Here is a 22,955-nt window from a genome sequence, read left to right on the forward strand (position 1 = left end):
TTATTCTTGTGCCCCCTTATTTAAATCATTTTCTAACAACGCGATAATTTTCTCTTTTTTTATACCTTCTAACGGTTCACCCGTTACATGATCGTAAAAAGATTCAATAATCTCTAGATCCGTCAAAGTATGAACATCTACATCTATTTCATCATTTGCAACTTCATAATCTTGCCTAGATATTTGAAGTGTGTTCGGATATATACTTCTTATCTTCATGAGCGGATCTGTCACATGGTCCATATCAGATAATTTAAAGTGAAAATAATCATCTCTATGCTTGATGTCTAATTTTTCATGTATGACATCTTCATAGCTTGCTTGTATCACTTGAAATGCTCTTCTAGGTTCTATTGGTATAAATGACTGTTTAAATGATTTATGACCAAAATCAAATAGTCTATATCCTTTAGCTTGGTTTGCCTCTGAAAATGAATATTGCATTGGCGTTCCAGAGTAAAATATGTAATCGGACTGTATTGCAAACGGGTGATGTAAATGCCCTAATAATACAGCGTCGAATATATCAAAGGTTTGCGCACTGACTGTTTCTATAGTCCCAATAGATAAAGGTCTTTCAGAGTCTGTCGATTCACCACCAGCAACGAATAAATGACCTATTAAAATATTCGTTTCATCTTCGTTTATAACTTCTTTCATTTTATTAACAATAAATTCAGTCGCTTCTTGATGTGTATGAATATCTTTTACTTCAAATACATGTCTAATATCAGCAGGTGTAAAGTAAGGCATCACGTATATATTGACATCATTGACTTTAATAGGTTCAAACAACTGATCGTAACCTGTTATAATTTTTAAACCAGTTTTTTCAAACCATCTTTCTCCGTAGTTTAAACGTTCTTTACCATCATGATTACCACTTATGGCTATTACTGGCGTGTTAAGTTCTAAATTGATTGTTGAAAGGGCATCTTCAAGTACAACCATTGCCTCTTTATTAGGGTAGTGTAAGTCATATAAATCACCGCTAATCACAACAATATCTGGTTGATGTTCTTTAATTGCATCGAATAATTTTGAAAGTATAAACTTTTGATCTTCTATTAAGGATTGACCATTGATGGTTTTACCAATGTGCCAATCAGCAGTATGTAAAATTTTCATTTTATAGCTCCTTTTATAATATTTATTAGACAGGTTGAAACGCTTCATTTATACTAAATCTAAGGAGTGATTTCATTGAGTAACGCATTTATATTTTTTATTATTTTATGGTGCATCGTATTTATTTCGTTACTTGCAATCGGTGGATTCTTTATGTTTCGTAAATTCTTAAAACGTATGCCTAAAGATAATGGTATGAGTGAACTTGATTGGCAAGACTACTACATTAATAAAGCTTTACCATTATGGAATGATGAAGCGCGTAGTTTATTAAACGAACTCGTTTCACCTGTTCCAGAATTATTTAGGGATGTTGCGAAAGAAAAGATAGGTGGTCGTGTTTCTAAAATTGCATTAGAAGAACATGCCACAACAATCGAACTTGACCATATCATGAGAGGATATATCGTAGCAACACCAAAAAGAGATCACAAATTCATGAAGAAAAAGCTAACCGAACTTAATATAGATTATACACCATATTTAAAATTGTTCGAATTAGCTGATGATGAGAAGAATAAATTTTCTATCTTTGATCATAGAGAAGAAATTTCAAATGCAAAAACAACGCACACTCAATAATTGAGATGTGCGTTGTTTTTTTAATTTACAATTGGCATACGGTCTTTTAATTTTTTATATTTAACATACATAGCAATTCTCCAAGGTACAATCATACTAAATGCAAGTAAGAAAAACATACCTGCTAATTGACCCGGATCGATTGAATCACTTAAGAAAAATTTACCGACTGATCTAATGATTAATAACGATATTAAAATAACCGGAAATAATTTAGAACGTTTCATATAAATTTCTGTTCCTTTAACTTCAAAGTTAGAAGTAAAGATAAGAAATAGAGAAAAGAACAAACCAACTAAAATTGCTTCTATAATTTCACTGCCATTTAATCTAAAGTACGGTACAACATACATCAATGCACCTGTAGCCATAAAAAATGGCGGTAATACAATCTTTTTAGCATTCGTTGGATAATTTTGTGCTTTCATTCTAACAACAATAACTGCCAATCCCATTAAAGCTGCTATTACAAATGAAAAAAGGAAATACATATCTAAAACCCCTTATAAGTACGAAATATCAATAATATTTAATTTAAACCTAATGATTGGAAGAATATCGTGATCTCCGTTAATAAATCAAAGAACAGTAATATTCCCATAATTATCATAATTATACCACCAAACTTCATGATAGCAACATTGTACTTTTTAATAATTTGTAATTTAGTTATAAAGAATGTCAGTACGAAAAATGGAATGCTGAATCCTAATACATATAACAACATATAAAGTAATGCTTGTGATGAATTAGTAGCAGCCAACGTACCAATCGCTGCAATAATCGGACCATTACAAGGTGTCCATCCTGCAGCAAATGCCATACCTATAAGAAAAGTACCTATATAACCTGTGGGTTTCGTCTTGAAATTTATTTTACGGTCTTTCATTAAAAATTGTGGTTGGAATACACCTAATATAATGAGACCAAATACTATAATAATAATGGCACCTAATTGCCTGATTAGCGTTTGGTAATTAATCAGCATACCAGAAATATATCCTATACCCATTCCAAGTATCATATATATAACACTAAATCCAAGCAAAAAGATAATCGTATGTAAAATTGCATTACGACTAAGTCCTTTAGTTTTGATGTCGTCATAACTCATGCCTGTTATATAAGAAATAAACGCTGGATAAATAGGTAATACGCAAGGAGATACGAAACTTAATATGCCTGCACCAAAAGCTACAAATACTGTGATTTCCACAATGATCCCCCTCTCACTCATATTCTATTTTATCAAATAACAATTAAGTTAAAACACCTTTATTTGAACAATAAGTGAAAACTTAAACAAAATAAGAAACGAGCCTTAGACTATTGTGTACGTCTGAGACTCGTTTAAAAATATCACGGTTATACGTTTTATTTTTACTTATGATTAATATAAGATTATTTAATTTTTTGATCCATATTCTTATTCATCATTGTCATCATTTGATTAATTTTCTTTTGAGATGGTTTTTGACCCATTTGCATCATCATCATACGTAACATTTCTTCGTTAATTGGTGGATTCTTTTTCAAGTAATCCATCATATATTTACGTGCAAGGAAGAATCCAAGTGCAAGCCCACCGATTAATGCCACGACGATTAATAATATTGCTAACCACGTTGCCATTATTTCACCCACTTTCTGTATCCTATAAAAGTTTACTAAATTCATTACATTTTATCAAGATGAAACTTAATGTTTAAAATGAAAAAGCCTCAGCCAAGTTTCTTGGATGAGGCTTTTTTAACATTCTTTAGAAGCTTAATACTTGGTTTAATACATTTTCTTTTGTAAATCCGTATTTTTCAACTACTAAGTCGCCAGGCGCACTTGCACCGAATGTATCAATTGTAATGACTTTACCTTCAAGGCCAACATATTTATGCCAACCTAGAGAAGATGCCATTTCGATAGCTACACGTTTTGTGATTGATGCTGGTAATACTGATGCTTTATATTCAGCATCTTGTTGATCAAATGCATGCCAGTTAGGTAATGATACAACTTGTACACCTTTACCTTGTGCTTCGATATCTTTAGCTGCATTTACAGCTAATGAAACTTCAGAACCAGATGCGATTAATAAGTATTCAGGTTCGATTTCAGAACGATATACGACATATCCGCCTTTACGAACGCCTTCTTCTAATACTGATTCTTCAACATCTAAAGCTGTTAAGTTTTGTCTTGTTAACACTAAAGCTGTTGGTGTTGTTTCAGATTCTAAAGCTACTTTCCATGCTACTCTTGTTTCATTACCATCTGCAGGGCGAATAACGTTTAAGTTAGGAATCGCTCTTAATCCAGCTAATTGTTCAACTGGTTCATGTGTTGGACCATCTTCACCAACAGCAATTGAATCATGTGTGAATACAAATGTTGAAGGTACACCCATGATTGCTGAAAGTCTTACAGCTGGTTTCAAGTAGTCACTGAATACGAAGAATGTTGCACCATATGGTTTAACACCACCGTGAACTGCCATACCATTAACTGCAGCAGCCATACCGAATTCACGAACACCAAACCAAACGTTACGTCCTTCTGGAGTTTCGCTACTAAAGTCAGCTTCACCTTTAACATTTGATTTGTTTGAAGATGCTAAGTCAGCTGAACCACCAAAGAATGCAGGTACTGATTTACTTAATGCTTGAATAACTTCACCTGAATCTGCACGTGTTGCACTGCTATTTCCAGCTTCATAAACTGGTAATTCTTTATCGTAATCAACTGGTAATTCATTAGAAATAGCTTGTTTAAATGCTTGACCTAATTCAGGATATTCATTTGAGTAAGCTTCAACTAATTTTTCCCAAGCTGCTTCGTCTTCGTTAGCACGTTTAAGCATTGTTTCACTGAAGATGTCATATACTTCTTGAGGTACATTAAAGCGTTTAGAAGGATCTAAACCGTATGCTTTTAATGCTAATTCACGTTCTTCTTCACCTAATGGAGCACCATGCACGCCATTAGTACCCGCTTTATTAGGTGAACCATAACCGATAACTGTTTTAACTTCGATTAATGTTGGACCTTCTAATGTTTTCGCTTCAGTAATCGCTTTATCAATAGCTTCTAAGTCATTACCGTCTTCAACTAAGATATAGCTCCAACCATATGATGTGAATCTTTCTTTAACATTTTCAGAGAATGCTTTATTTAATTCACCATCTAATGAAATATCATTAGAATCATATAATGTGATCAATTTATCAAGGTTTAAGTGACCTGCTAATGAAGCTGCTTCATGAGAAATACCTTCCATTAAGTCACCATCACTTGCTAAAACATATGTGTAATGATCTACTACATCGTATTTATCTTTATTAAATTTACCTGCTAAGTGTTTTTCAGCCATTGCCATACCAACACTCATTGCAAAACCTTGTCCTAAAGGTCCTGTTGTAACTTCTACACCATCAGTATGTCTAAATTCAGGATGTCCAGGCGTTTTAGAATCCCATTGTCTGAAGTTCTTCACTTCTTCAAGTTCTAAACTACCTGAAACGTGTAATAAACTATATAGTAATGCAGAACCATGACCAGCAGATAATACAAAACGGTCTCTATTAAAATAGTTCTTAGATTGAGGATTGAAATTTAAATGCTTAGTCCATAATGCATATGCCATAGGCGCAGCACCCATTGGTAAACCAGGATGTCCTGAGTTAGCTGCTTCAATAGCATCTATACTTAAAGCACGGATTGAATCTACTGCAAGTTGATCTTTTTCGTTAAACATAAATGTAGTCTCCTTTATTCTTGTAATCCCTTTTCATTATACATGAAATTTTTTCAAAAATTAATTATTATTACTTAATTTATACTTACTTTCTTATATTATTATTTTTTTGAATTTCTTTTACCTTATCAGGAGTTACATCATTACCTTCTGGATCTATGATTTTAGTATTTTCGATTGTATTTTTAAAATTACCGCGGAAAGCTTGTAAATACTCAGCACGTAATTTTGATTGTTCTTTAGCTTCACTATCTGTTAAACCTTCAGATTTCTTTTTGTTCGCTAATTCATTGATTCTTTCTATTTTTGCTTTTTCTAGCATAATATCCCCACTTTCTTTATACATAAAAGATACCAAAAAACACGAGTAAATCCAAATGGATTTACTCGTGTTTAAATTCAATCTATTGACCCTACTAATGTATTGGAATCAGATATATGGTTATGTTGTTTATCGCTTTGTTGTTTAATTTGATGATCGGTCATTTCGTACGTTTGTTCTGTATTATAAAGATCATTAGACTGAGCTAAATATAAATATCCAATTAATAGAGTCATTAAGAATACTGCTATATACACTAATACTGTCTTCTTAATTGTAATTGTCATACTCAATTCCTCCTAGAACGTTTGTTTGTATTATCATAATAACAGAACAACTGTTCGTAGTCAATAAAAATACGAACAAATGTTTGTTCAAAGGAAACGTATGTGCTATAATAAATTTAAATAATTAATTGGGAGCGTGCGACTATGAAAGAATTAACTAAACGTCAATCTGAAATATATCAATTCATCAAACATATAGTACAAACGAAAGGCTATCCGCCTAGCGTACGTGAAATTGGTTTAGCAGTCGGCTTAGCGTCAAGCTCTACAGTACATGGTCATTTATCAAGACTAGAAGAAAAGGGCTACATTAAACGTGATCCAACTAAACCTCGAGCAATAGAAATTACAGAAACAGTTGGAGAGAACATTAACCAAGAGAACACCATTCACGTTCCAGTTATCGGTAAAGTTACAGCAGGTATACCTATTACAGCTGTAGAGAATGTAGAGGAATACTTCCCATTACCAGCACATTTCACATCAACACATAATAGCAATATCTTTATATTAGATGTTGTCGGTGATAGCATGATCGAAGCTGGTATACTAGACGGCGATAAAGTAATCGTACGTAGTCAATCAATCGCTGAGAATGGTGATATCATAGTTGCAATGACAGAAGATGATGAAGCTACAGTTAAACGTTTTTACAAAGAAGAAACGCGATATAGACTTCAACCAGAGAACAGTACAATGGAACCTATTTATTTAGATAACGTTACAGTATTAGGTAAAGTTGTTGGATTATTTAGAGAAATGTAACATAACAAAAAGGAGATGCGATTGCATCTCCTTTTTTCATATTCCCTTTATCGAGTTCTTTCTTTACTTGTCATATATTTATGATACATCTTTTTTATTTAATAATTCTTTAATACGTTCTAAGACATCTAAATCTTTTCGTTTTATTTCTTTATTTTCCATGTAAAACTACCCCTTTATATGTTATTTCACCAATCAAAATTACTAGAAACAACATGTGTTAAACATTTAAGGAAATATGAAATATTGACTTTTCTCGATTTAATTATATCAACGTTGATAAGATAATATCATTTATCTCTTTTCTATTGTTGCGTGATGTAGTTCTCCGTCCAATATGGCTGTAATTCTTCACCAATATCGACACCTACACCTAATTCTTTATAATCTTTATTTAAAATGTTTTTTCTATGTCCAAGTGAATTCATAAGACCATGATGTGCATATATACTACTGATTTGACCATAAACCAAGTTTTCCCCAGCAGTAACATAATTAAAACCATCTCGATCTAATCTATCAAATGGAGACATACCTTGTTTGTTATTATGATCAAAATAATCATTATTCACCATGTCTTGACTATGCTTTCTTGCAGTTTCACTAACACGCTCATTATAAGCTAATGTAGGTAGTCCAAACTGTACGCGTTCAGCATTTACAAGATCAAAGTTTTGTAATTCTAAAGCTTTTTTGTATTCATCAGAAGCTGCATGATACTGATTCGTTCGTTTATCTTCAGTTGATGATGCAATCTGCATGATACCTTTAATTTGATTATTTTCATGTTTATCATAAAACACGGTTGTATAGATGTTATCAAATTTGAAAACATCATAATCTTCATCATTTTGTATGAGTTTCACTTTGTCTTTTTCTATTGCTTTTTCAGGTTCTCCAAGTATAGAACGAACTTTATCTTTGTTCATTTTACTTGTGATACCTTTTTTAGAAGTTATAAGGTCTTGGTTTGTATATAAACCAGTTACTTTGTCATGATCATAACTTACCATCACAAATTCATGGTAGTCGTTATGATACACATGCCATTTCTCGTTATATTCATTAGCAGTTATACGCTTAGGTTTACCAAGTTTCTTTTCTACTTCATTCTTTGTTTGATTGATTTGAATATTATTAATCGCAAATTCTTGGTCATCTGGTGTCTTCAGTTCAACTTTCTTAGCTGTTTCTTCGTGTTGTAATCCTTGTTGAACGTTCAATACTTTTTGCCCAATTTGTCTAGACAAATCTGATTCTGGGACTGGCTTGATAAGTGTTAAGCATAATAGCAACATAAATAAAAAGAATACTTTTCTCAAGTCGTCACCTCACTTGTTTTAGCCGCGATCACTGTCACCATTAAATATTGAATTACGAACAATTACATAGTCTACTTTTGTAATAGAATGTAGATCTTTTCCACCTGCATAAGAAATAGAACTTTGTAAATCTTGTTCGATTTCAATTAACGTATCTTTTAGAGAGCCTTTATGTTCAACAAACATCTTTTTACCCTCTACATTTTTACGTTCACCTTTTTGAAATTCAGATGCACTACCGAAATATTCTTTATATAGTTTACCTTCTAATTCAACTGTTTCACCTGGAGATTCTTCGTGCGCAGCAAATAATGAACCAACCATTACCATACTTGCACCGAATCTAATAGATTTAGCAATATCACCATTTGTTCTAATACCACCATCAGCGATCATTGGTTTTCTAGCAGCTTTGCTACAAGCGTTAATTGCAGCTAATTGCCATCCACCAGTACCAAATCCAGTTTTAATTTTTGTAATACATACTCTACCTGGTCCGATACCAACTTTAGTTGCGTCAGCACCCGCATTTTCAAGTTCACGAACACCCTCAGGCGTACCAACATTACCTGCAATTACAAATGATTCAGGAATATGTTGTTTAATATGTTTAATCATTCTAATAACTTGCTCAGAATGACCGTGTGCAATATCTATTGTTATATATTCAGGAACAAGCCCTTCATTAGAAAGTTGTTCTATAAAAGTATATTCATTGTCTTTAACACCTACAGAAATTGAGGCGAATAAGTTTTGGCTTTGCATTTTTTTGATAAATGGAATACGTCCTTCTTCATCAAAACGATGCATGATATAAAAATAATCATTACTAGCAAACCATTCAGCTAGTTCTTCATTCATGACTGTTTGCATATTTGCAGGTACTACTGGTAATTTAAATGTCTTTGGACCAAATTTTACAGTAGTATCACATTCAGAACGGCTTTCTACTATACATTTATTTGGTATTAACTGTACATCTTCATAATCAAAAATTTTCATATCAATAACCTCTTTCACAACTATTAATAATAATCCATTAGTTACTATACATGGTTAAGTAGTAAAAGTAAACGAAATAATACTATAAATGTTATTTATTTAGAGCTTTATCAAGAGTTTTGATATTTTCTTCCATTAAAGACTGATATGAAATATTTTTTTGTTTGGCTTCATCTTTAGTTAATACTTCTAAATTATGAAATTTTAGCGGTTTACTTTTCGTATCTTTCTTTATAATATCTGTCATTTTTGAACTAACATTTTGTTCATATAAAATATATGGTGATTTCGAGTTGTTAATATCTTTAATAATTTCTAATATTTCTTTTTGAGTTGGTTCTTCATTATTCATGCCTGTGACACCCTTTTGTTTAAAGTGATATCTTTTAGCTAAATAACCTAGAGAATCATGTGAAATAAATACAGTATCTCTTTTTGTATCTTTCGTTACGTTTTGTAAACTTTCATCAATCTCGTTTATATCTTTAATGAGGTTTTGATAATTTTTTTGATAATAATCTTTATGATTTGGATCCTTTTTAACGAGTTTATCTTTAATAGATTTAGCCGCTTCTTTATTAACAATTGGATCTAACCAAATATGAGGATCGTTAGCACTTTCTTCATCTTCGTGCTCATGTTCATGCTCTTCTTCTTCACCATGTTCATGATGATGTTCTAAAATATGACTTTCTTTCAAATTAGCTACTGCTTCTAATTTGTGATCATCACTTTTAATAGTAGAACTAATTTTTTTAGCTACTGGATCTAATTCATTTGAAGAATATATAAACAAATCACTTTTAGCAATATTAAGCATTTCTTTTTGTGTTGGCTCATAATTATGTAAATCTGTACCGCTTGGGTAAATTGAATTTGCATCTACATATTTTCCACCAATTTGTTTTGCAAAGCTTTCATATGGAAAGTTTGTTGCATAAATTTTAATTTTGTCGTCTTTAGATGTTTGGGTGTTACAACCTGAAAGGATGAGTGCCATCGTTAATAAAGCACCAACCATAATATATATTTTTTTCATATTTTAACTCCTACATGATTATTTGTTTTAATTATAACAATATACGCTTTTACACATCATATCGCAATTATATAATACACATATTTTTGCATTGAAAACTCATTTGTATTGTGCTAAAATTATAAAACGTAACGATTACTGAATAGAAAGGCTGATGAACATGCGTGTCAATATCACGTTAGCATGTACTGAATGTGGCGACAGAAATTATATTACAACTAAAAACAAACGTACAAATCCTGAACGTATTGAAATGAAAAAATACTGTCCAAGATTAGGTCGTCACACTTTACACCGCGAAACTAAATAATTTCTTATTTTATAAGAAAATATACGACAAAGAAGTCAATTCATACATTTGAAATGACTTCTATTTTTATATACTATCACTTTATGACTTTAAAGCATTTATGCGTTAAAAGTTTTTGTTGCTTATTTACTGAAATACTAATAAAATAATATGTATATTTTATTTACAGATAAATTGTACTATTAGAAAGCAAGGTGAATTATATGGAAGAAATGAAACGAGGATTAAAGACTAGGCACATATCAATGATCGCCATTGGTGGTTCAATTGGTACTGGTTTATTTATGGCCAGTGGTGCAGTCATCACTCAAGCAGGACCTGGTGGTGCACTTATAGCTTATTCTATTATTGGTGTTATGCTCTACTTTTTAATGACAGCTATAGGAGAACTTGCAACTTTTTATCCAGTTTCTGGTTCATTTAGTGCTTACTCAAGTAGATTTATTGATCCATCAGCAGGTTTTACTGTTGGTTGGCTTTATTGGGTAATTTGGGCTCTTGTAACAAGCGTCGATATATTAACTGCAGCAAAAATTATTACATACTGGGATATATTCCAAAGTATTAACCCGTTTGTATGGAGCATTATTTTCTTAGTTATTCTATTCTTACTCAATGCATTTACTGTTAAAGCATTTGGTGAAGCTGAATATTGGTTAAGTTTTATCAAAGTCGCAACTATTATCATCTTCTTAATAGTTGGTGTACTTGTGATATTTGGAATTTTAGGTGGTAATGAACCATTAGGATTATCAAACTTCACTTATAAAGAAGCACCATTCGTAAATGGTATTTCTGGTTTCTTAGGTGTACTACTTGTAGCTGGATTTAGCTTCGGTGGTACAGAAGTAGTAGCCGTAACAGCTGGTGAATCTGAAAATCCTAAGGAATCCATGCCAAAAGCAATTAGACAAGTATTCTGGAGAATTTTATTATTTTATATTTTAGCAATCGCTGTGATTGCAGCAATTATTCCATATACTGATCCATTGTTATTAAATAAATCAAACACTGTAACACAAAGTCCGTTTACAATCGTATTTGATAGAGTTGGTATAGCATTCGCCGCTTCAATTATTAATGCAGTTATTTTAACAGCACTTATTTCAGCTGGTAACTCAGGTTTATATGCTACAAGTAGATTACTTTACTCACTTGCTCAACATAAGCAAGCACCTAAGTTTATCAATAACTTAAATAGAAACAATATGCCATTCGTTTCATTATGTGTCACAATCGTATTAATATTCGTGTCAATCGTATATGCAACAATTAACGCTGATGGTTATTATAGATTATTGAATATGTTAGGCGCACTTGTTACTTTAGTTTGGCTTATGAGTATAATCAGTCATATTCGATTAAGAATGGCCATTAAGAAACAAGGCAAATCAGCGACAGACACACTTGAATATAAAGCACCTTTATATCCATTAGGACCAATCATCGTAATCGCTGTAATAGCATTCTTATTAATCGGTCAATCATTTGATAGCATTATGACATTGAACTTCCCAGTATTAATCGAATCATTCTTACCGATTATATTAGGTTTCGTAGTATACTTTATTCATAAATTCACAACGAAATCAAAAATTATCAAACTAGAAGACATCGATTTAACAAAACACCAATATAAGAAATAATTATTAAAAGCGCCACTCAAGTTGATTGAGTGGCGTTATTTTTATTTTGTATTTTGTTTGTATATGCTTGTCTTATTTACACTTTGACCTAGTTTTGTTACTAACGGCTTCCTTAGTTACAATTCGCTTGACTTTTGTTACTATAGCACCCCTTAGTTACAATTCCGCCCACTTTTGTTACTATAAACACTATACAAAATATCATTCCCCTAATCCTGAACTACCTCATTCAAAACATTTATAAAAATTTGCTAACTATAATCTACTTTTTCATATTGCAATATATATAGTATAATAAATATTAATGATAATTTTAGAATAAAGAAGGTGTAAATATGACAGGTCAAACAAATTTATTTGATGATGTTATGGAACAAGATGAACGTTTTGTCATTGTTGTTCAAAGTATTTATGACACACATGCTCAACTCGTTAAGAAAACACTTAGAGAATATACAAGTTTAACTCGGGAACAGATGCAATCATTATTTGATCATCTTAAAGATTTATATTTAAATGAACCATTTGAAGAGAATCAAGCATTTTTTGATATTACTGTTTATACGAACCAAGACTATGCAGCGGACCAAATTTATGCGCATATTAAGAGAAAGAAATTCAGCCATGAATGGACGCACACAAGTAAATAAAGGAGTAATCACATGTCCCAAGTAAGTAAAGTTTTTCCTTTAGATAATGAACAGCAAGTTGAAGTGAAAGTTAAAGAAAATAGATTTGATTTTGAAATAGATGAAATGCTCGCAATTACACAAGAAGAACATTCAGAATTTCCATTTATACCTGTATCTCCTTGTTTAGGATATTCTAGAGGGTTATATCCAGAGCATCCTTTACTCGTTGGTTTATTGTTAGGATTCTTATACCATGAGTCTTTAACAGGCGAAACGGATGAACGCATTCAAACAATTGCTAAAGCTATTAATAGCAAAAATCGCAGTAAAATGATTCAAGCTTTAAATATGGTTGAATCAAATAAACTTGGTCACTATCCACCAACGAGATTTCTAGGTTTAAGTGAACGTGCTGTCAATTTAGGACAATCGATTTTTAGTTTATTTGATGATGATGTGATGTTCTTAGCTTCAACACGAGATAAGATTATTTCTCATCCACCATTATTAGATCATAGCGATATTGTTGACCCTCAAGAACGTTTATTTTTCTATACGAAAGATAAAGACTTTTTCGATAATGATGAACGTGTCGCAATCATTGATAATCATTTATTAAATGGTAATTCTGTACTAAATCTCATTAAAAAGATTTATGACAAATGTCCTGAAAGAGAAACATTTACTGTATTAACACCTATTGATTTAAGATCTCAAAGTGTTAAAGAAGCATTTTCAAGTTTGGAAAAATCCTTAAATATTAAAATTAACATCATTTCACTCATGTCATTTGATGTAGAAATCACAGCTATTGAGCATGAAACGAAAGATTTAATTCAAAATGAACTACTAGATAATCAAAAACATGAGACGAAAGTTCAATATTACTCTTTAAGAAATGTCATCAATGATCATTTCATTGTAAAAGCTCAAAACATGCTGCGTGATGGTACGATTCACGATAATCCATACTTTATTTCAACAGGAAGATTTACTTTAAATGGTAAAGAACAACAAGTTTCTGAAGACTTGTTTCAACGTATGGGAGAATTATTGAATGACTTTTTAGATGATTCACCTAAATTCGTCATTGGTATAGGAGAATTCATGTACGTTCCACTTCAAATTGCTCGTTATTTACCTGGTAAAGAAATACGTGTACAAGGTACAACACGCTTTAATTTTGATTCTAGTACATTAAGACATTCTAATAAAAAGATTAGTTTTATGTCGCCTTTAGAAAGAACAATCACACATTATTTATATAATTTAGAGATTGATCAATACGAACAAATCATCGTATTTGTTGAAAGACTAAGACATAAAACTGAAATTGATGATATTGTACAACAATTAAAAATACTTGGGGCAAAATCAATTCTCGTAATTGAAATGACTTCAATTGCGTTTAATGAAGATCGTCACGAATAATAAAAAGCAGCTCAAATCTTAAATTTTAAGGTTTGAACTGCTTTATTTTTATGCTTTTAATATTTTTTCTAGCGCTGTTACGATACCATCATGGTCATGGTCGTCTGTAACGACATCTGCAATACCTTTAATCGTATCGTTCGCATTTCCCATAGCAACACCAACTGCTGCTCTTTCTAACATGTCAGAATCATTTAAACTATCACCAAAAGCTATCACTTCTGAGAAATCCGCTCCAATTTGATCAAACAATCTTTGTAATGATTTCCCTTTAGATACTTCACTATTCATGAATTCTAAAAAGTACGGCTTACTTATTGTTGATGATACTTGTTCATTAAATTTGCCATTCAGCTCTTGATTTGCACTTGCAATGTTTTCCTCGAAATCAACACCCATTATTTTTGGAACGTCACCTGTTATAGCTTCTTTAATATCATTAACTTTATTCATTGGAAGACCTGTTAATTCACTTTCAATGTTCATATAATCATGTGTTGTATCATGAATAATTTGGTCATTTAAATACGTTAAATAAAAGAAATGATGACTTCTACAATAATCAATAATATCGTGTGCATCTTTTTGACTAATTGTTTGATTAAATACGATACTTTGGTCTTCAGCTTTAATGACAAATGCACCATTATAACTTACGATATAGCCTCCATAACTCTTTAAATCAAGTGCTTCTGCATGCTTAACCATACCTGCAGTTGGGCGCCCAGAAGCAAGTATTAACTTCATGCCTTGTTTTTGTTTCTCCATTAAGTATTGATATGTCACTTCACTTATTTCATTCTTTGAAGTTAAAAGTGTATCATCCATATCCATTACGATGTATTTATATGTCATGTTTATCTCCTTAAATATAATAATGCTTATATTCTATCATACATAGAATATAAGCATCTCATTTTTAATTATAAGTTTATAATTTTTTGGCTAATGCCGTATCGATTAATGGTTACCAATTCTGATTCGCAATCTTCGAATTCGTCTTGTAAGGCTCTCACAAGCTTACCACTCAATTCTTTTTTGACGAGCGTTAATACAGTTGGACCAGCACCACTAATGACTGTCGCATACGCACCATGTTCTAAAGCTAATGCTTTAATATGTTCAAAATCAGGGATCAAATGTTGACGATAAGGTTCATGAAAACCATCTTTCATCATCATCTTTCCAGCTAATTCATAATTATGTTGAATTAACGCACTGATCATCGTATTGCTAATCGCACTATATTTAACGGCATCTTTTAAAGATAATGTTTCTGGTAATACTTTACGTGCTTTCTCTGTTGATAACTCATACGCTGGTATTGTAGCAATTACATCGACTTTTGGTATATCAATATATGAGACATCCGTATGTTTAGCTTCTGGATCATATACGCCTAAAACTAAACCTCCATAAATTGTTGGTGCAACATTATCTGGATGTCCTTCAATTTCAGTTGCAAGTTGTAGAAGTTCATATTTAGATAACTTTAGATTCGCAAAATAATTAGCAAGAAATAAACCTGTTACGAGCGCAGATGCTGAACTACCTAACCCTCTCGCAAGTGGAATATCGCTATACATTTTTAAATTTAATGCAGGCATTTCTTTAGAAAATTTCTTTGTAGCAGTTTGTGCAATTTTAGTAATATAATGGTCCTCGTTGTCAGGTAAACCTTGAAGATGAGGTCCAATATGCTCAAAATGCCATTTTCCATCTTCGGAAAGATGTGCTTCTACTTCTAAATATTTATCTAGAGCCATTCCGATTGAGTCGAAACCAACCCCAAGGTTAGCAGTTGAGGCTGGTACTTTAAGCTTTAATTTCTTCATTGTAATGCACGCTCAATATAATCAATAATTGCTTGTTCGTCATTTTCTAAAGGTGTAATTGGCGAATCAAGTAAATCGATTGCAGTATCAGGATCTTTCAATCCATTACCTGTTAAAATTGCGACAACGGTTTGATTTGGCTCTAATTTACCTTGCTCATGCAATTTCAACAAACCTGCAATTGAAGCGTTACTAGCTGGTTCACTGAAGACACCCTCTTTACTTGTCATAAGTTTGTACGCTTTAAGGATTTCTTCATCTGTTACACTATCAATTAGTCCATTTGACTCATCACGTGCTGCCTCAGCTAATTTCCAACTTGCTGGATTACCGATTCTAATCGCAGTCGCTACTGTCTCTGGATTTGTGACAACTTTACCTTGTACGATTGGAGACGCACCTTCAGCTTGGAAACCACACATAACAGGTAAACCTGATTGATTTAATTGATGATATTCTTTGAAACCTTTCCAATATGCTGTGATATTTCCAGCATTTCCTACTGGTATCGCAAATAAGTCTGGCGCTTTACCATCTAATTGCTCAACAATTTCAAATGCACCAGTCTTCTGACCTTCAATTCTATAAGGATTTACAGAGTTTACAAGTGCTATTTCACCTTTTTCTGCTACTTTTTTAACGATATTTAATGCTTCATCAAAATTCCCTTTAATTGATACAATTTCAGCACCGTACATAACTGCTTGTGCTAATTTACCAAGTGCTATTTTACCTTCAGGAATAACAACAATTGCTTTTAAGCCTGCTCTTGCAGCATAAGCGGCAGCTGAAGCTGATGTATTACCAGTAGAAGCACAAATCACAATCTTTTTACCTTCTTCTTTCGCTTTTGCAACTGCCATTACCATACCTCTATCTTTAAAAGAACCTGTAGGGTTAAGACCTTCAAATTTAGCAAATAAATTAATATTCAATTTATCTGATAAATAAGGTAAATGAATTAATGGTGTATTACCTTCATTTAATGTCAGTTGAGGTGTTCCTTCGTTTACTGGTAAATATTCTTTATAATTATGAATTAATCCTTGCCATCTGCCCATATTACTTATCTCCTTCAATTGGATAATATTTCAAAATATTAATGCCATTTTCTTTTAATTGATCAACAGGTAATTCATCAATACCTCTGATGACAATACCATACGTATTTTCAGTTCGTTGTTCTACTTTAACACTTCTATGAAATTCGATTGTCGCTTTAATGTCATCTCTTAAGACATCTTCATCTTTGTCACTTTCAACAATGATAAAATGACTATTTTTCAGTGGGAATTTAACCACTTCATCTTCAACGATTTCTTTCGTACGTTCTGTTTTAAGTTCAAAGTGTGGTGGTAACGTATGTAAATCTGATTCAAATTGTAATGAAACGTTTAATAAATCAGATACAACAGCACTACCAGTAGCTAAACTACCTGCACCTTTACCATAAAACATAGTATCTCCAACAGCATCACCAATAACATATATAGCATTATATTCATCTTCAACATGCGCCATTTGATGACTGTTTGGTAATAATGTTGGTTTAACACTTGATATAACTCGGCCATTCTCATATTTACCTTGACCAATTAATTTAATTTTATAGCCTAATTTTTCTGCAACTTTAATATCTTCTATTTCAACATCAGAAATACCAACTCTTTCAACATCATTTAACGAAATGACTCTATTAAATGATAAATAGCTCGTAATTACGACTTTACGAGCTGCGTCAATTCCTTCAACATCGTCAGTTGGATCCGCTTCTGCATAACCTAAATCTGTTGCAAGCTGTAATGCTTCATCATATGATTTTCCTTCGCGCGTCATTTGACTAAGAATAAAGTTAGATGTGCCATTAAAGATACCCATAAATTGATTAATATTATTGGCATTTAATCCATTATTAATCGCATTCACAATCGGAATACCACCTGCTACACTCGCTTCATATTTAAGCGCAACTTTATTTTTCTCAGCTAAATCTTCTAAATCTCTTAAATGTACGGCTAATAAATCTTTATTTGCAGTAATGACGTGTATACCTTTAGAAAGAAATGCTTTCAACCATTCTACTGTTGGTTCGATACCACCCATTACTTCAACAACGATATCCAATTCATCGTCTTCTAAAATTTCGTTAATATTTTCAGTTAAATGATAGCTAGAAGTATTAATTGCACGTTTCTTGTTAATAGAACTCACAAGAATATGTTTAATATGTATAGATTTCCCAATCGTGTCTTCTATTTGCTTTTTATTTTCTTCGACAATCTTTACGACACCTGTTCCAACAGTGCCAAGACCTAATACTGCTACATTTAATACTTTCATTTCCTCACTCACCTTAAATATATTGTTCTTGTTAAAAATACAAATGTCTACTTGAAATAGACTCAAGTTTATTATAGTATAAATTCATTAAAGTTTTTTGTAAAGTTTGAATAATTAGAATTAATAGTAATATTATCATTATTTCTCGCTTTGTAAAGAGCTACAATTACATTACCCCCAGTAAAAGGACTGATAAAATGAAAGTTTCAAAATTTGGCGGAAGTTCCGTCGCTAACAGTGAGCAAATTAAAAAAGTCGTTAACATCATTAACGCTGATGATGAAAGAAAAATTGTAGTCGTATCTGCACCTGGAAAAAGATTTAAAGAAGACATTAAAACAACGGATTTGCTCATACGCTTATATGAAAAAGTTATTAATCAATTAGATTATTCAAACAAACTCAGCCAAATTGTTGGTCGCTATGAAGAAATTGTGACTGAATTGAACATGGATCGTTCTATTTTAGATGAAATTAAAAACCACTTATTAAATTTGATAAACATGTATCATGATAAACCTGAACGCTTACTAGATGGTTTAAAAAGTTGTGGAGAAGATTTCAATGCGCAACTTATCGCACAATATAATAGTCAGTTAGGTTTCCCTACACGTTACTTATCGCCTAAAGATGCAGGCATCATCGTCACAGATGAACCAGGAAACGCAATGATATTAGAATCGTCGTATGAGAAGATTTATAAATTACGTGAATATGATGAGAAATTAATCATTCCTGGATTCTTTGGTTATTCTGAAAATGGTGATATCGTGACTTTCCCTAGAGGTGGATCTGACATTACAGGGGCTATTTTAGCAAGAGGTATTAAAGCAAGCTTGTACGAGAACTTTACGGATGTATCAGGTATCTTTAGAGCAAACCCAACAGTCGTATCTCAACCAGAAGTAATTCCAGAAATCACATATAGAGAAATGCGTGAATTATCATATGCCGGATTTGGCGTATTTCATGATGAGGCACTAGAGCCACTTTATAAAGATCGCATTCCAGTTGTGATCAAGAATACAAATAGACCAACTGATAAAGGAACATACATTGTAAGTGAACGTAACATTTCTAACTTATCTCATATCGTTTCTGGCGTAAGCTGTGATAAAGGTTTTACAATTATCAACGTCAAAAAGTACTTAATGAATAGAGAAGTTGGATTTACACGTAAAGTACTTAGTATCTTAGAAGAAGAAAACATTTCAATCGAACATATCCCATCTGGTATTGATAGCATTAGTATTATTATGAGATCGACTCAAATTAAAGGAAAAGAAGAAAGAGTTTTAAATAAAATTCGAGAAAATATTCCTGTAGACGAGTTAACAATTGACTATGATTTAGCTATTTTAATGATTGTCGGAGAAGGAATGAATAAAGCAGTTGGAACAGCAGCTGGAGCAACTGCAGCACTTAGTAAGAGAAATGTTAACTTAAATATGATTAACCAAGGATCATCTGAAATTTCTATGATGTTTGGGATTGATGAGCAATATTCTGATATAGCCGTTCAAGCGATATATGATGAATACTTCGCAAATAAAACAACTCAACTCGCATAATAACAAAAAGAAGCCAACGATTAAATCGTCAGCTTCTTTTATGTATCTGATAAAATAATCTGATTGAGTTTATCTTTACCTATTACTTTTCTAAGCATAAAGAATTGATAATAACTTAAATGTTGTATTAATTTTTGATATTTATAAATATCATCTTGTCTCAGCTCATGATATAGCTTGTACATCATTTGGATTTCTGGTCGCAAATACTTCACATCATGTTCTAAGCTATGAAAGTATATTTTGTAATCTTCCACTTCTATATTGTGATCATGACTAAATTGCCATTTCTCATCTTTCGTTTCATATATATAAACTTTAAGAATTTTACATTCGCTCTTCTTATTATAAATATAATATTTCTTATAATCTCTAAGTTCTTCAACAGTAATTTCTTTTAGTTCATTCAATGGTGTCTCAACTACTATTTGATAATGGCGTTCTAAAAAGTAGTTTGCTAAAGCAAGCTCTTCTTCTCTGCTTACTGTTATGCTCATGATTTCTTTAGTGTGCGTATATTCGTTCAAAAATAAATCAATCGCACTTTGTCCACAAACAATATATTGAAATGGATAGTCAGACATTAACTGTTTTAGTTCATCTATAGATAAATATTGTTCGTTTCCTTCCAATATAGCTACCTCCTACGTAAGCGTTTTCACTCCTTTTCATTCTAACAGTTTTGTCATTATTATCCAATAGATAATTGTTGATTATTCTTTACGATTTAGTGAATCTTCTTTTGAAAATCCATTTGGATATCTATTTTTAAGTTTTTCAATATTTAGCTGACCAATTTCATCCAGATCTACATCAAGAGCAGAAGCGCAACATGCGATATACCAAAGTACATCCCCTAGTTCTTTCTTTAATGCTTCTTTATCTAGGTCATGACCATGAAATACGTATTTCTTAACAATATCTGCAACTTCACCAGATTCTCCTGTTAAACCTAATGCTCCATTAATTAAGCTTTTATCTGGATCTCTTTTAACATCAGACATAGTTCTTAATGCAAGATTTTGATATTCATTTAAATCCATTGTTTTACCCCTTTTTAATATGATCTTTTAATAATTGAATAACAGATTGAGTACCATTATCTTCAAAACCTGCTTCACTTAATGCATCATATACTTCTTTTGCTTTTAATAATCCAGGCATATATAAGCCTCTTTTTTCACTTTCTTCTATCGCAATTCTCATATCTTTAATGAAATGTTTAACATAAAATCCTGGTGCATAATCTCCTTTGACCATTCTTGGTCCTAAATTGGATAATGACCAACTACCCGCTGCACCATGTTCAATAGAACTGAATACTTTATCAATATCTAATCCCGCTTCTTCAGCATATATAATGGATTCTGCTACACCTAACATACCTGCTGCGATTGCGATTTGATTAGCAAGTTTCGTATGTTGACCATTGCCACTTTTACCTTGATAGACAACATTTTGTCCAATAACATTGAAAATATCTTCAACTTGCTTAAATACTTCTTCGTCTCCACCGACCATAATCGTTAATGTAGCATTTTTCGCACCAACATCACCACCAGATACAGGTGCATCTAAACTGTAAATATTTTTTGTTTTTGCTTCGTTGTAAATGCTCTCTGCAAGAGCAGGGCTTGAAGTTGTCATATCTATAATAGTTGTGCCTTCTTTTGCATTGTTTATAATGCCACTTTCATCTAAATAAATAGATTCAACATCTTTAGGATAACCAACGATAGATATAATCACATCACTAGTCTTAGATAAATCTGCAATAGTGTCACACCAAATCGCGCCTATTTCTACCAATTCATCTGCTTTAGATTTTGTTCTATTATAAACATTTACTTCATAACCTTCATTAATTAAGTGGGTTGCCATAGATTTACCCATAACACCTGTACCTACAAAGCCGATTATTTTTTTAGTCATTTCAATTCCTCCTACATATTCTAATCATATAAACATTATACAGATTTATCAGAAAAATCTAAACAAACTCACTTAGTCTTATAGATTCACTTAATGATTATAAAAAGGACATTTGTACGATTTTTAATACTATTATTAAAACGGTATAAAAAGTTTAAAAAAATAATAATAAATTTTGTTTGAGATTAATATTTAGTGGTATTGAATTATTGTTGATACATAAGTGTCAAACAAAAAAAGAAATGGGGTTTATATATGAAGAAATTTTTAATCTTGTTACTATCTTCATTTTTATTCTTAGCAGCATGCGGTAACGATGATAGTAACGGCAGCAAAGATGATTCATCTGCAAATAAAGATTCTTCGAAATCTGATGATGCATCTAAATCTAAAGATAGTAAGTCTGATAAAGATTCAGATAAAAAGTCTGATGATAAATCAGACAGTAAATCAGACAGCAGTAAGGACTCTGATAGTAGTTCTGATGATGTCGCTTCAGGCGATTCTGCTAGTTCAAATTCAGATGGTAATAACTCCGATGATAACGGGTCTAGTGACTCTAATTCAAATGGCACTAATGGCTCAGATGATAGTAGTGGCACAGACGGTAATAGTGCTTCTAACTCTGACTCAAGCAATTCAAATGCTAATAGTGACGATAACGCAAATAACAATAATTCAGCTAATTCTGATGGATCAAACAATGGTGCTAATAGCAACGCTGACCAAAATAGCAATGGCGCTTCAAATGCTGATAATTCAGCAGCTAATGACGCTAATAACGCAGCTAGCAATGATGCTAACAATGCTGCAAGTAATAGTCAGTCGAATTCAGCACTTGGTGCAGAACAAGCTCAACAAATTTACAATGAAACAGGTCAAAATCCTTACTTAAATTCTATTAATGCAGAATGGAGACAAAAATATGAAGGCGGATTAACAAATCCTGAAAAAGCTTCATTAACTGCATTAGAAAAAGGAACATACAATGGTCCTGAACAACCTGAACTATTCTATAATGCATTAGTTCAAATACAACAACAATATGCACAATAATTAAAAA

At 32.0% G+C, this 22,955-nt stretch carries 25 protein-coding genes; 8 read left to right on the forward strand and 17 right to left on the reverse strand.

From position 1 onward, the window contains the following. Positions 1 to 1,128: an exonuclease subunit SbcD gene (gene sbcD / locus LQ617_RS02405; RefSeq protein WP_191835535.1), complete on the reverse strand. Its 1,128-nt coding sequence runs from the start codon at positions 1,126 to 1,128 to the stop codon at positions 1 to 3. Between the two features lie 75 nt (positions 1,129 to 1,203). On the opposite strand from sbcD, the gene LQ617_RS02410 reads away from it, so the two are divergent. Then, the gene (locus LQ617_RS02410) at positions 1,204 to 1,710 is read left to right on the forward strand and encodes a DUF2621 family protein (protein WP_025905909.1); all 507 of its coding nucleotides are present in this window, start codon (positions 1,204 to 1,206) and stop codon (positions 1,708 to 1,710) included. 20 nt (positions 1,711 to 1,730) lie between these two features. On the opposite strand, the gene LQ617_RS02415 is transcribed toward LQ617_RS02410, so the two are convergent. The 6 genes from LQ617_RS02415 to sosA all read right to left on the reverse strand — a co-directional run bounded on the left by LQ617_RS02415 (position 1,731) and on the right by sosA (position 6,067). Next, complete coding sequence (locus LQ617_RS02415; RefSeq protein WP_037587925.1) at positions 1,731 to 2,201, reverse strand: CcdC family protein; 471 nt, start codon at positions 2,199 to 2,201, stop codon at positions 1,731 to 1,733. A 38-nt stretch (positions 2,202 to 2,239) separates the two neighbouring features. Next, positions 2,240 to 2,926, reverse strand: coding sequence for a cytochrome c biogenesis CcdA family protein (locus LQ617_RS02420; protein WP_078104443.1), 687 nt, complete (start codon positions 2,924 to 2,926; stop codon positions 2,240 to 2,242). A 185-nt stretch (positions 2,927 to 3,111) separates the two neighbouring features. Further along, positions 3,112 to 3,342 carry a YneF family protein gene (locus LQ617_RS02425; protein ID WP_025905903.1) on the reverse strand — a complete coding sequence of 77 codons (231 nt, stop codon included), beginning with the start codon at positions 3,340 to 3,342 and terminating at the stop codon, positions 3,112 to 3,114. A 127-nt stretch (positions 3,343 to 3,469) separates the two neighbouring features. Continuing rightward, positions 3,470 to 5,458, reverse strand: a complete 1,989-nt coding sequence (gene tkt / locus LQ617_RS02430) for a transketolase (RefSeq protein WP_206167080.1) — start codon at positions 5,456 to 5,458, stop codon at positions 3,470 to 3,472. An 85-nt stretch (positions 5,459 to 5,543) separates the two neighbouring features. After that, positions 5,544 to 5,780, reverse strand: a complete 237-nt coding sequence (locus LQ617_RS02435; RefSeq protein WP_126477042.1) for a DUF896 domain-containing protein — start codon at positions 5,778 to 5,780, stop codon at positions 5,544 to 5,546. Between the two features lie 77 nt (positions 5,781 to 5,857). Beyond that, on the reverse strand, positions 5,858 to 6,067 hold the full coding sequence (sosA, locus tag LQ617_RS02440) for a DNA damage-induced cell division inhibitor SosA (RefSeq protein ID WP_025905898.1): 210 nt from the start codon (positions 6,065 to 6,067) through the stop codon (positions 5,858 to 5,860). Positions 6,068 to 6,211: 144 nt separating this feature from the next. Here sosA and lexA point away from each other — a divergent pair, with 144 nt between their 5' ends. Continuing rightward, positions 6,212 to 6,832, forward strand: coding sequence for a transcriptional repressor LexA (gene lexA / locus LQ617_RS02445; RefSeq protein WP_025905896.1), 621 nt, complete (start codon positions 6,212 to 6,214; stop codon positions 6,830 to 6,832). Between the two features lie 305 nt (positions 6,833 to 7,137). Here the strand turns inward: lexA and LQ617_RS02450 are convergent, their stop codons facing one another. From LQ617_RS02450 to LQ617_RS02460, 3 genes are all read right to left on the reverse strand, one after another. Next, positions 7,138 to 8,154, reverse strand: a complete 1,017-nt coding sequence (locus tag LQ617_RS02450; RefSeq protein ID WP_239739413.1) for a CAP domain-containing protein — start codon at positions 8,152 to 8,154, stop codon at positions 7,138 to 7,140. An 18-nt stretch (positions 8,155 to 8,172) separates the two neighbouring features. Further along, the gene (guaC, locus tag LQ617_RS02455) at positions 8,173 to 9,156 is read right to left on the reverse strand and encodes a GMP reductase (protein ID WP_025905892.1); all 984 of its coding nucleotides are present in this window, start codon (positions 9,154 to 9,156) and stop codon (positions 8,173 to 8,175) included. 91 nt (positions 9,157 to 9,247) lie between these two features. Beyond that, entirely contained in the window at positions 9,248 to 10,195 is a 948-nt protein-coding gene (locus tag LQ617_RS02460) for a metal ABC transporter solute-binding protein, Zn/Mn family (RefSeq protein WP_239739423.1), read from the reverse strand. Positions 10,196 to 10,355: 160 nt separating this feature from the next. Between LQ617_RS02460 and rpmG the strand changes: the two genes are divergently transcribed. The 4 genes from rpmG (at position 10,356) to LQ617_RS02480 (ending at position 14,214) form a co-directional block, all read left to right on the forward strand. Further along, positions 10,356 to 10,505: a 50S ribosomal protein L33 gene (rpmG, locus tag LQ617_RS02465; protein ID WP_049318964.1), complete on the forward strand. Its 150-nt coding sequence runs from the start codon at positions 10,356 to 10,358 to the stop codon at positions 10,503 to 10,505. A 203-nt stretch (positions 10,506 to 10,708) separates the two neighbouring features. Further along, positions 10,709 to 12,151, forward strand: a complete 1,443-nt coding sequence (locus LQ617_RS02470; protein WP_107577828.1) for an amino acid permease — start codon at positions 10,709 to 10,711, stop codon at positions 12,149 to 12,151. Positions 12,152 to 12,486: 335 nt separating this feature from the next. Next, positions 12,487 to 12,801 carry a hypothetical protein gene (locus LQ617_RS02475; protein ID WP_025905885.1) on the forward strand — a complete coding sequence of 105 codons (315 nt, stop codon included), beginning with the start codon at positions 12,487 to 12,489 and terminating at the stop codon, positions 12,799 to 12,801. Between the two features lie 12 nt (positions 12,802 to 12,813). Further along, positions 12,814 to 14,214, forward strand: coding sequence for a phosphoribosyltransferase domain-containing protein (locus tag LQ617_RS02480; protein WP_159316256.1), 1,401 nt, complete (start codon positions 12,814 to 12,816; stop codon positions 14,212 to 14,214). A 48-nt stretch (positions 14,215 to 14,262) separates the two neighbouring features. Here LQ617_RS02480 and LQ617_RS02485 read toward each other — a convergent pair whose 3' ends face one another. The 4 genes from LQ617_RS02485 to LQ617_RS02500 form a co-directional block, all read right to left on the reverse strand. Next, positions 14,263 to 15,069, reverse strand: a complete 807-nt coding sequence (locus LQ617_RS02485) for a Cof-type HAD-IIB family hydrolase (protein ID WP_159316255.1) — start codon at positions 15,067 to 15,069, stop codon at positions 14,263 to 14,265. 68 nt (positions 15,070 to 15,137) lie between these two features. Then, a complete protein-coding gene (gene thrB, locus LQ617_RS02490) occupies positions 15,138 to 16,049 on the reverse strand; it encodes a homoserine kinase (protein WP_126477417.1) in 912 nt (303 codons plus the stop codon). Then, complete coding sequence (gene thrC / locus LQ617_RS02495; protein ID WP_025905878.1) at positions 16,046 to 17,110, reverse strand: threonine synthase; 1,065 nt, start codon at positions 17,108 to 17,110, stop codon at positions 16,046 to 16,048. The genes thrB and thrC overlap by 4 nt, the downstream gene beginning before the upstream one ends. Position 17,111: 1 nt before the next feature. Further along, on the reverse strand, positions 17,112 to 18,389 hold the full coding sequence (locus tag LQ617_RS02500) for a homoserine dehydrogenase (protein WP_126477418.1): 1,278 nt from the start codon (positions 18,387 to 18,389) through the stop codon (positions 17,112 to 17,114). 197 nt (positions 18,390 to 18,586) lie between these two features. Between LQ617_RS02500 and LQ617_RS02505 the strand changes: the two genes are divergently transcribed. Then, entirely contained in the window at positions 18,587 to 19,960 is a 1,374-nt protein-coding gene (locus tag LQ617_RS02505) for an aspartate kinase (RefSeq protein ID WP_239739425.1), read from the forward strand. Between the two features lie 38 nt (positions 19,961 to 19,998). Here the strand turns inward: LQ617_RS02505 and LQ617_RS02510 are convergent, their stop codons facing one another. From LQ617_RS02510 to LQ617_RS02520, 3 genes are all read right to left on the reverse strand, one after another. Next, positions 19,999 to 20,592 carry a hypothetical protein gene (locus LQ617_RS02510; RefSeq protein WP_051575391.1) on the reverse strand — a complete coding sequence of 198 codons (594 nt, stop codon included), beginning with the start codon at positions 20,590 to 20,592 and terminating at the stop codon, positions 19,999 to 20,001. Between the two features lie 81 nt (positions 20,593 to 20,673). Continuing rightward, complete coding sequence (locus LQ617_RS02515) at positions 20,674 to 21,003, reverse strand: nucleoside triphosphate pyrophosphohydrolase family protein (RefSeq protein ID WP_037587904.1); 330 nt, start codon at positions 21,001 to 21,003, stop codon at positions 20,674 to 20,676. A gap of 4 nt (positions 21,004 to 21,007) precedes the next feature. Then, a complete protein-coding gene (locus LQ617_RS02520; protein WP_239739426.1) occupies positions 21,008 to 21,892 on the reverse strand; it encodes an NAD(P)-dependent oxidoreductase in 885 nt (294 codons plus the stop codon). 255 nt (positions 21,893 to 22,147) lie between these two features. On the opposite strand from LQ617_RS02520, the gene LQ617_RS02525 reads away from it, so the two are divergent. After that, complete coding sequence (locus LQ617_RS02525; RefSeq protein WP_126477421.1) at positions 22,148 to 22,948, forward strand: hypothetical protein; 801 nt, start codon at positions 22,148 to 22,150, stop codon at positions 22,946 to 22,948. The last annotated feature ends 7 nt before the right edge of the window (positions 22,949 to 22,955 follow it).

Source organism: Mammaliicoccus sp. P-M59 (assembly GCF_022386135.1).
In the GTDB taxonomy this organism is placed as follows: Bacteria; Bacillota; Bacilli; order Staphylococcales; family Staphylococcaceae; genus Mammaliicoccus; species Mammaliicoccus sciuri_A.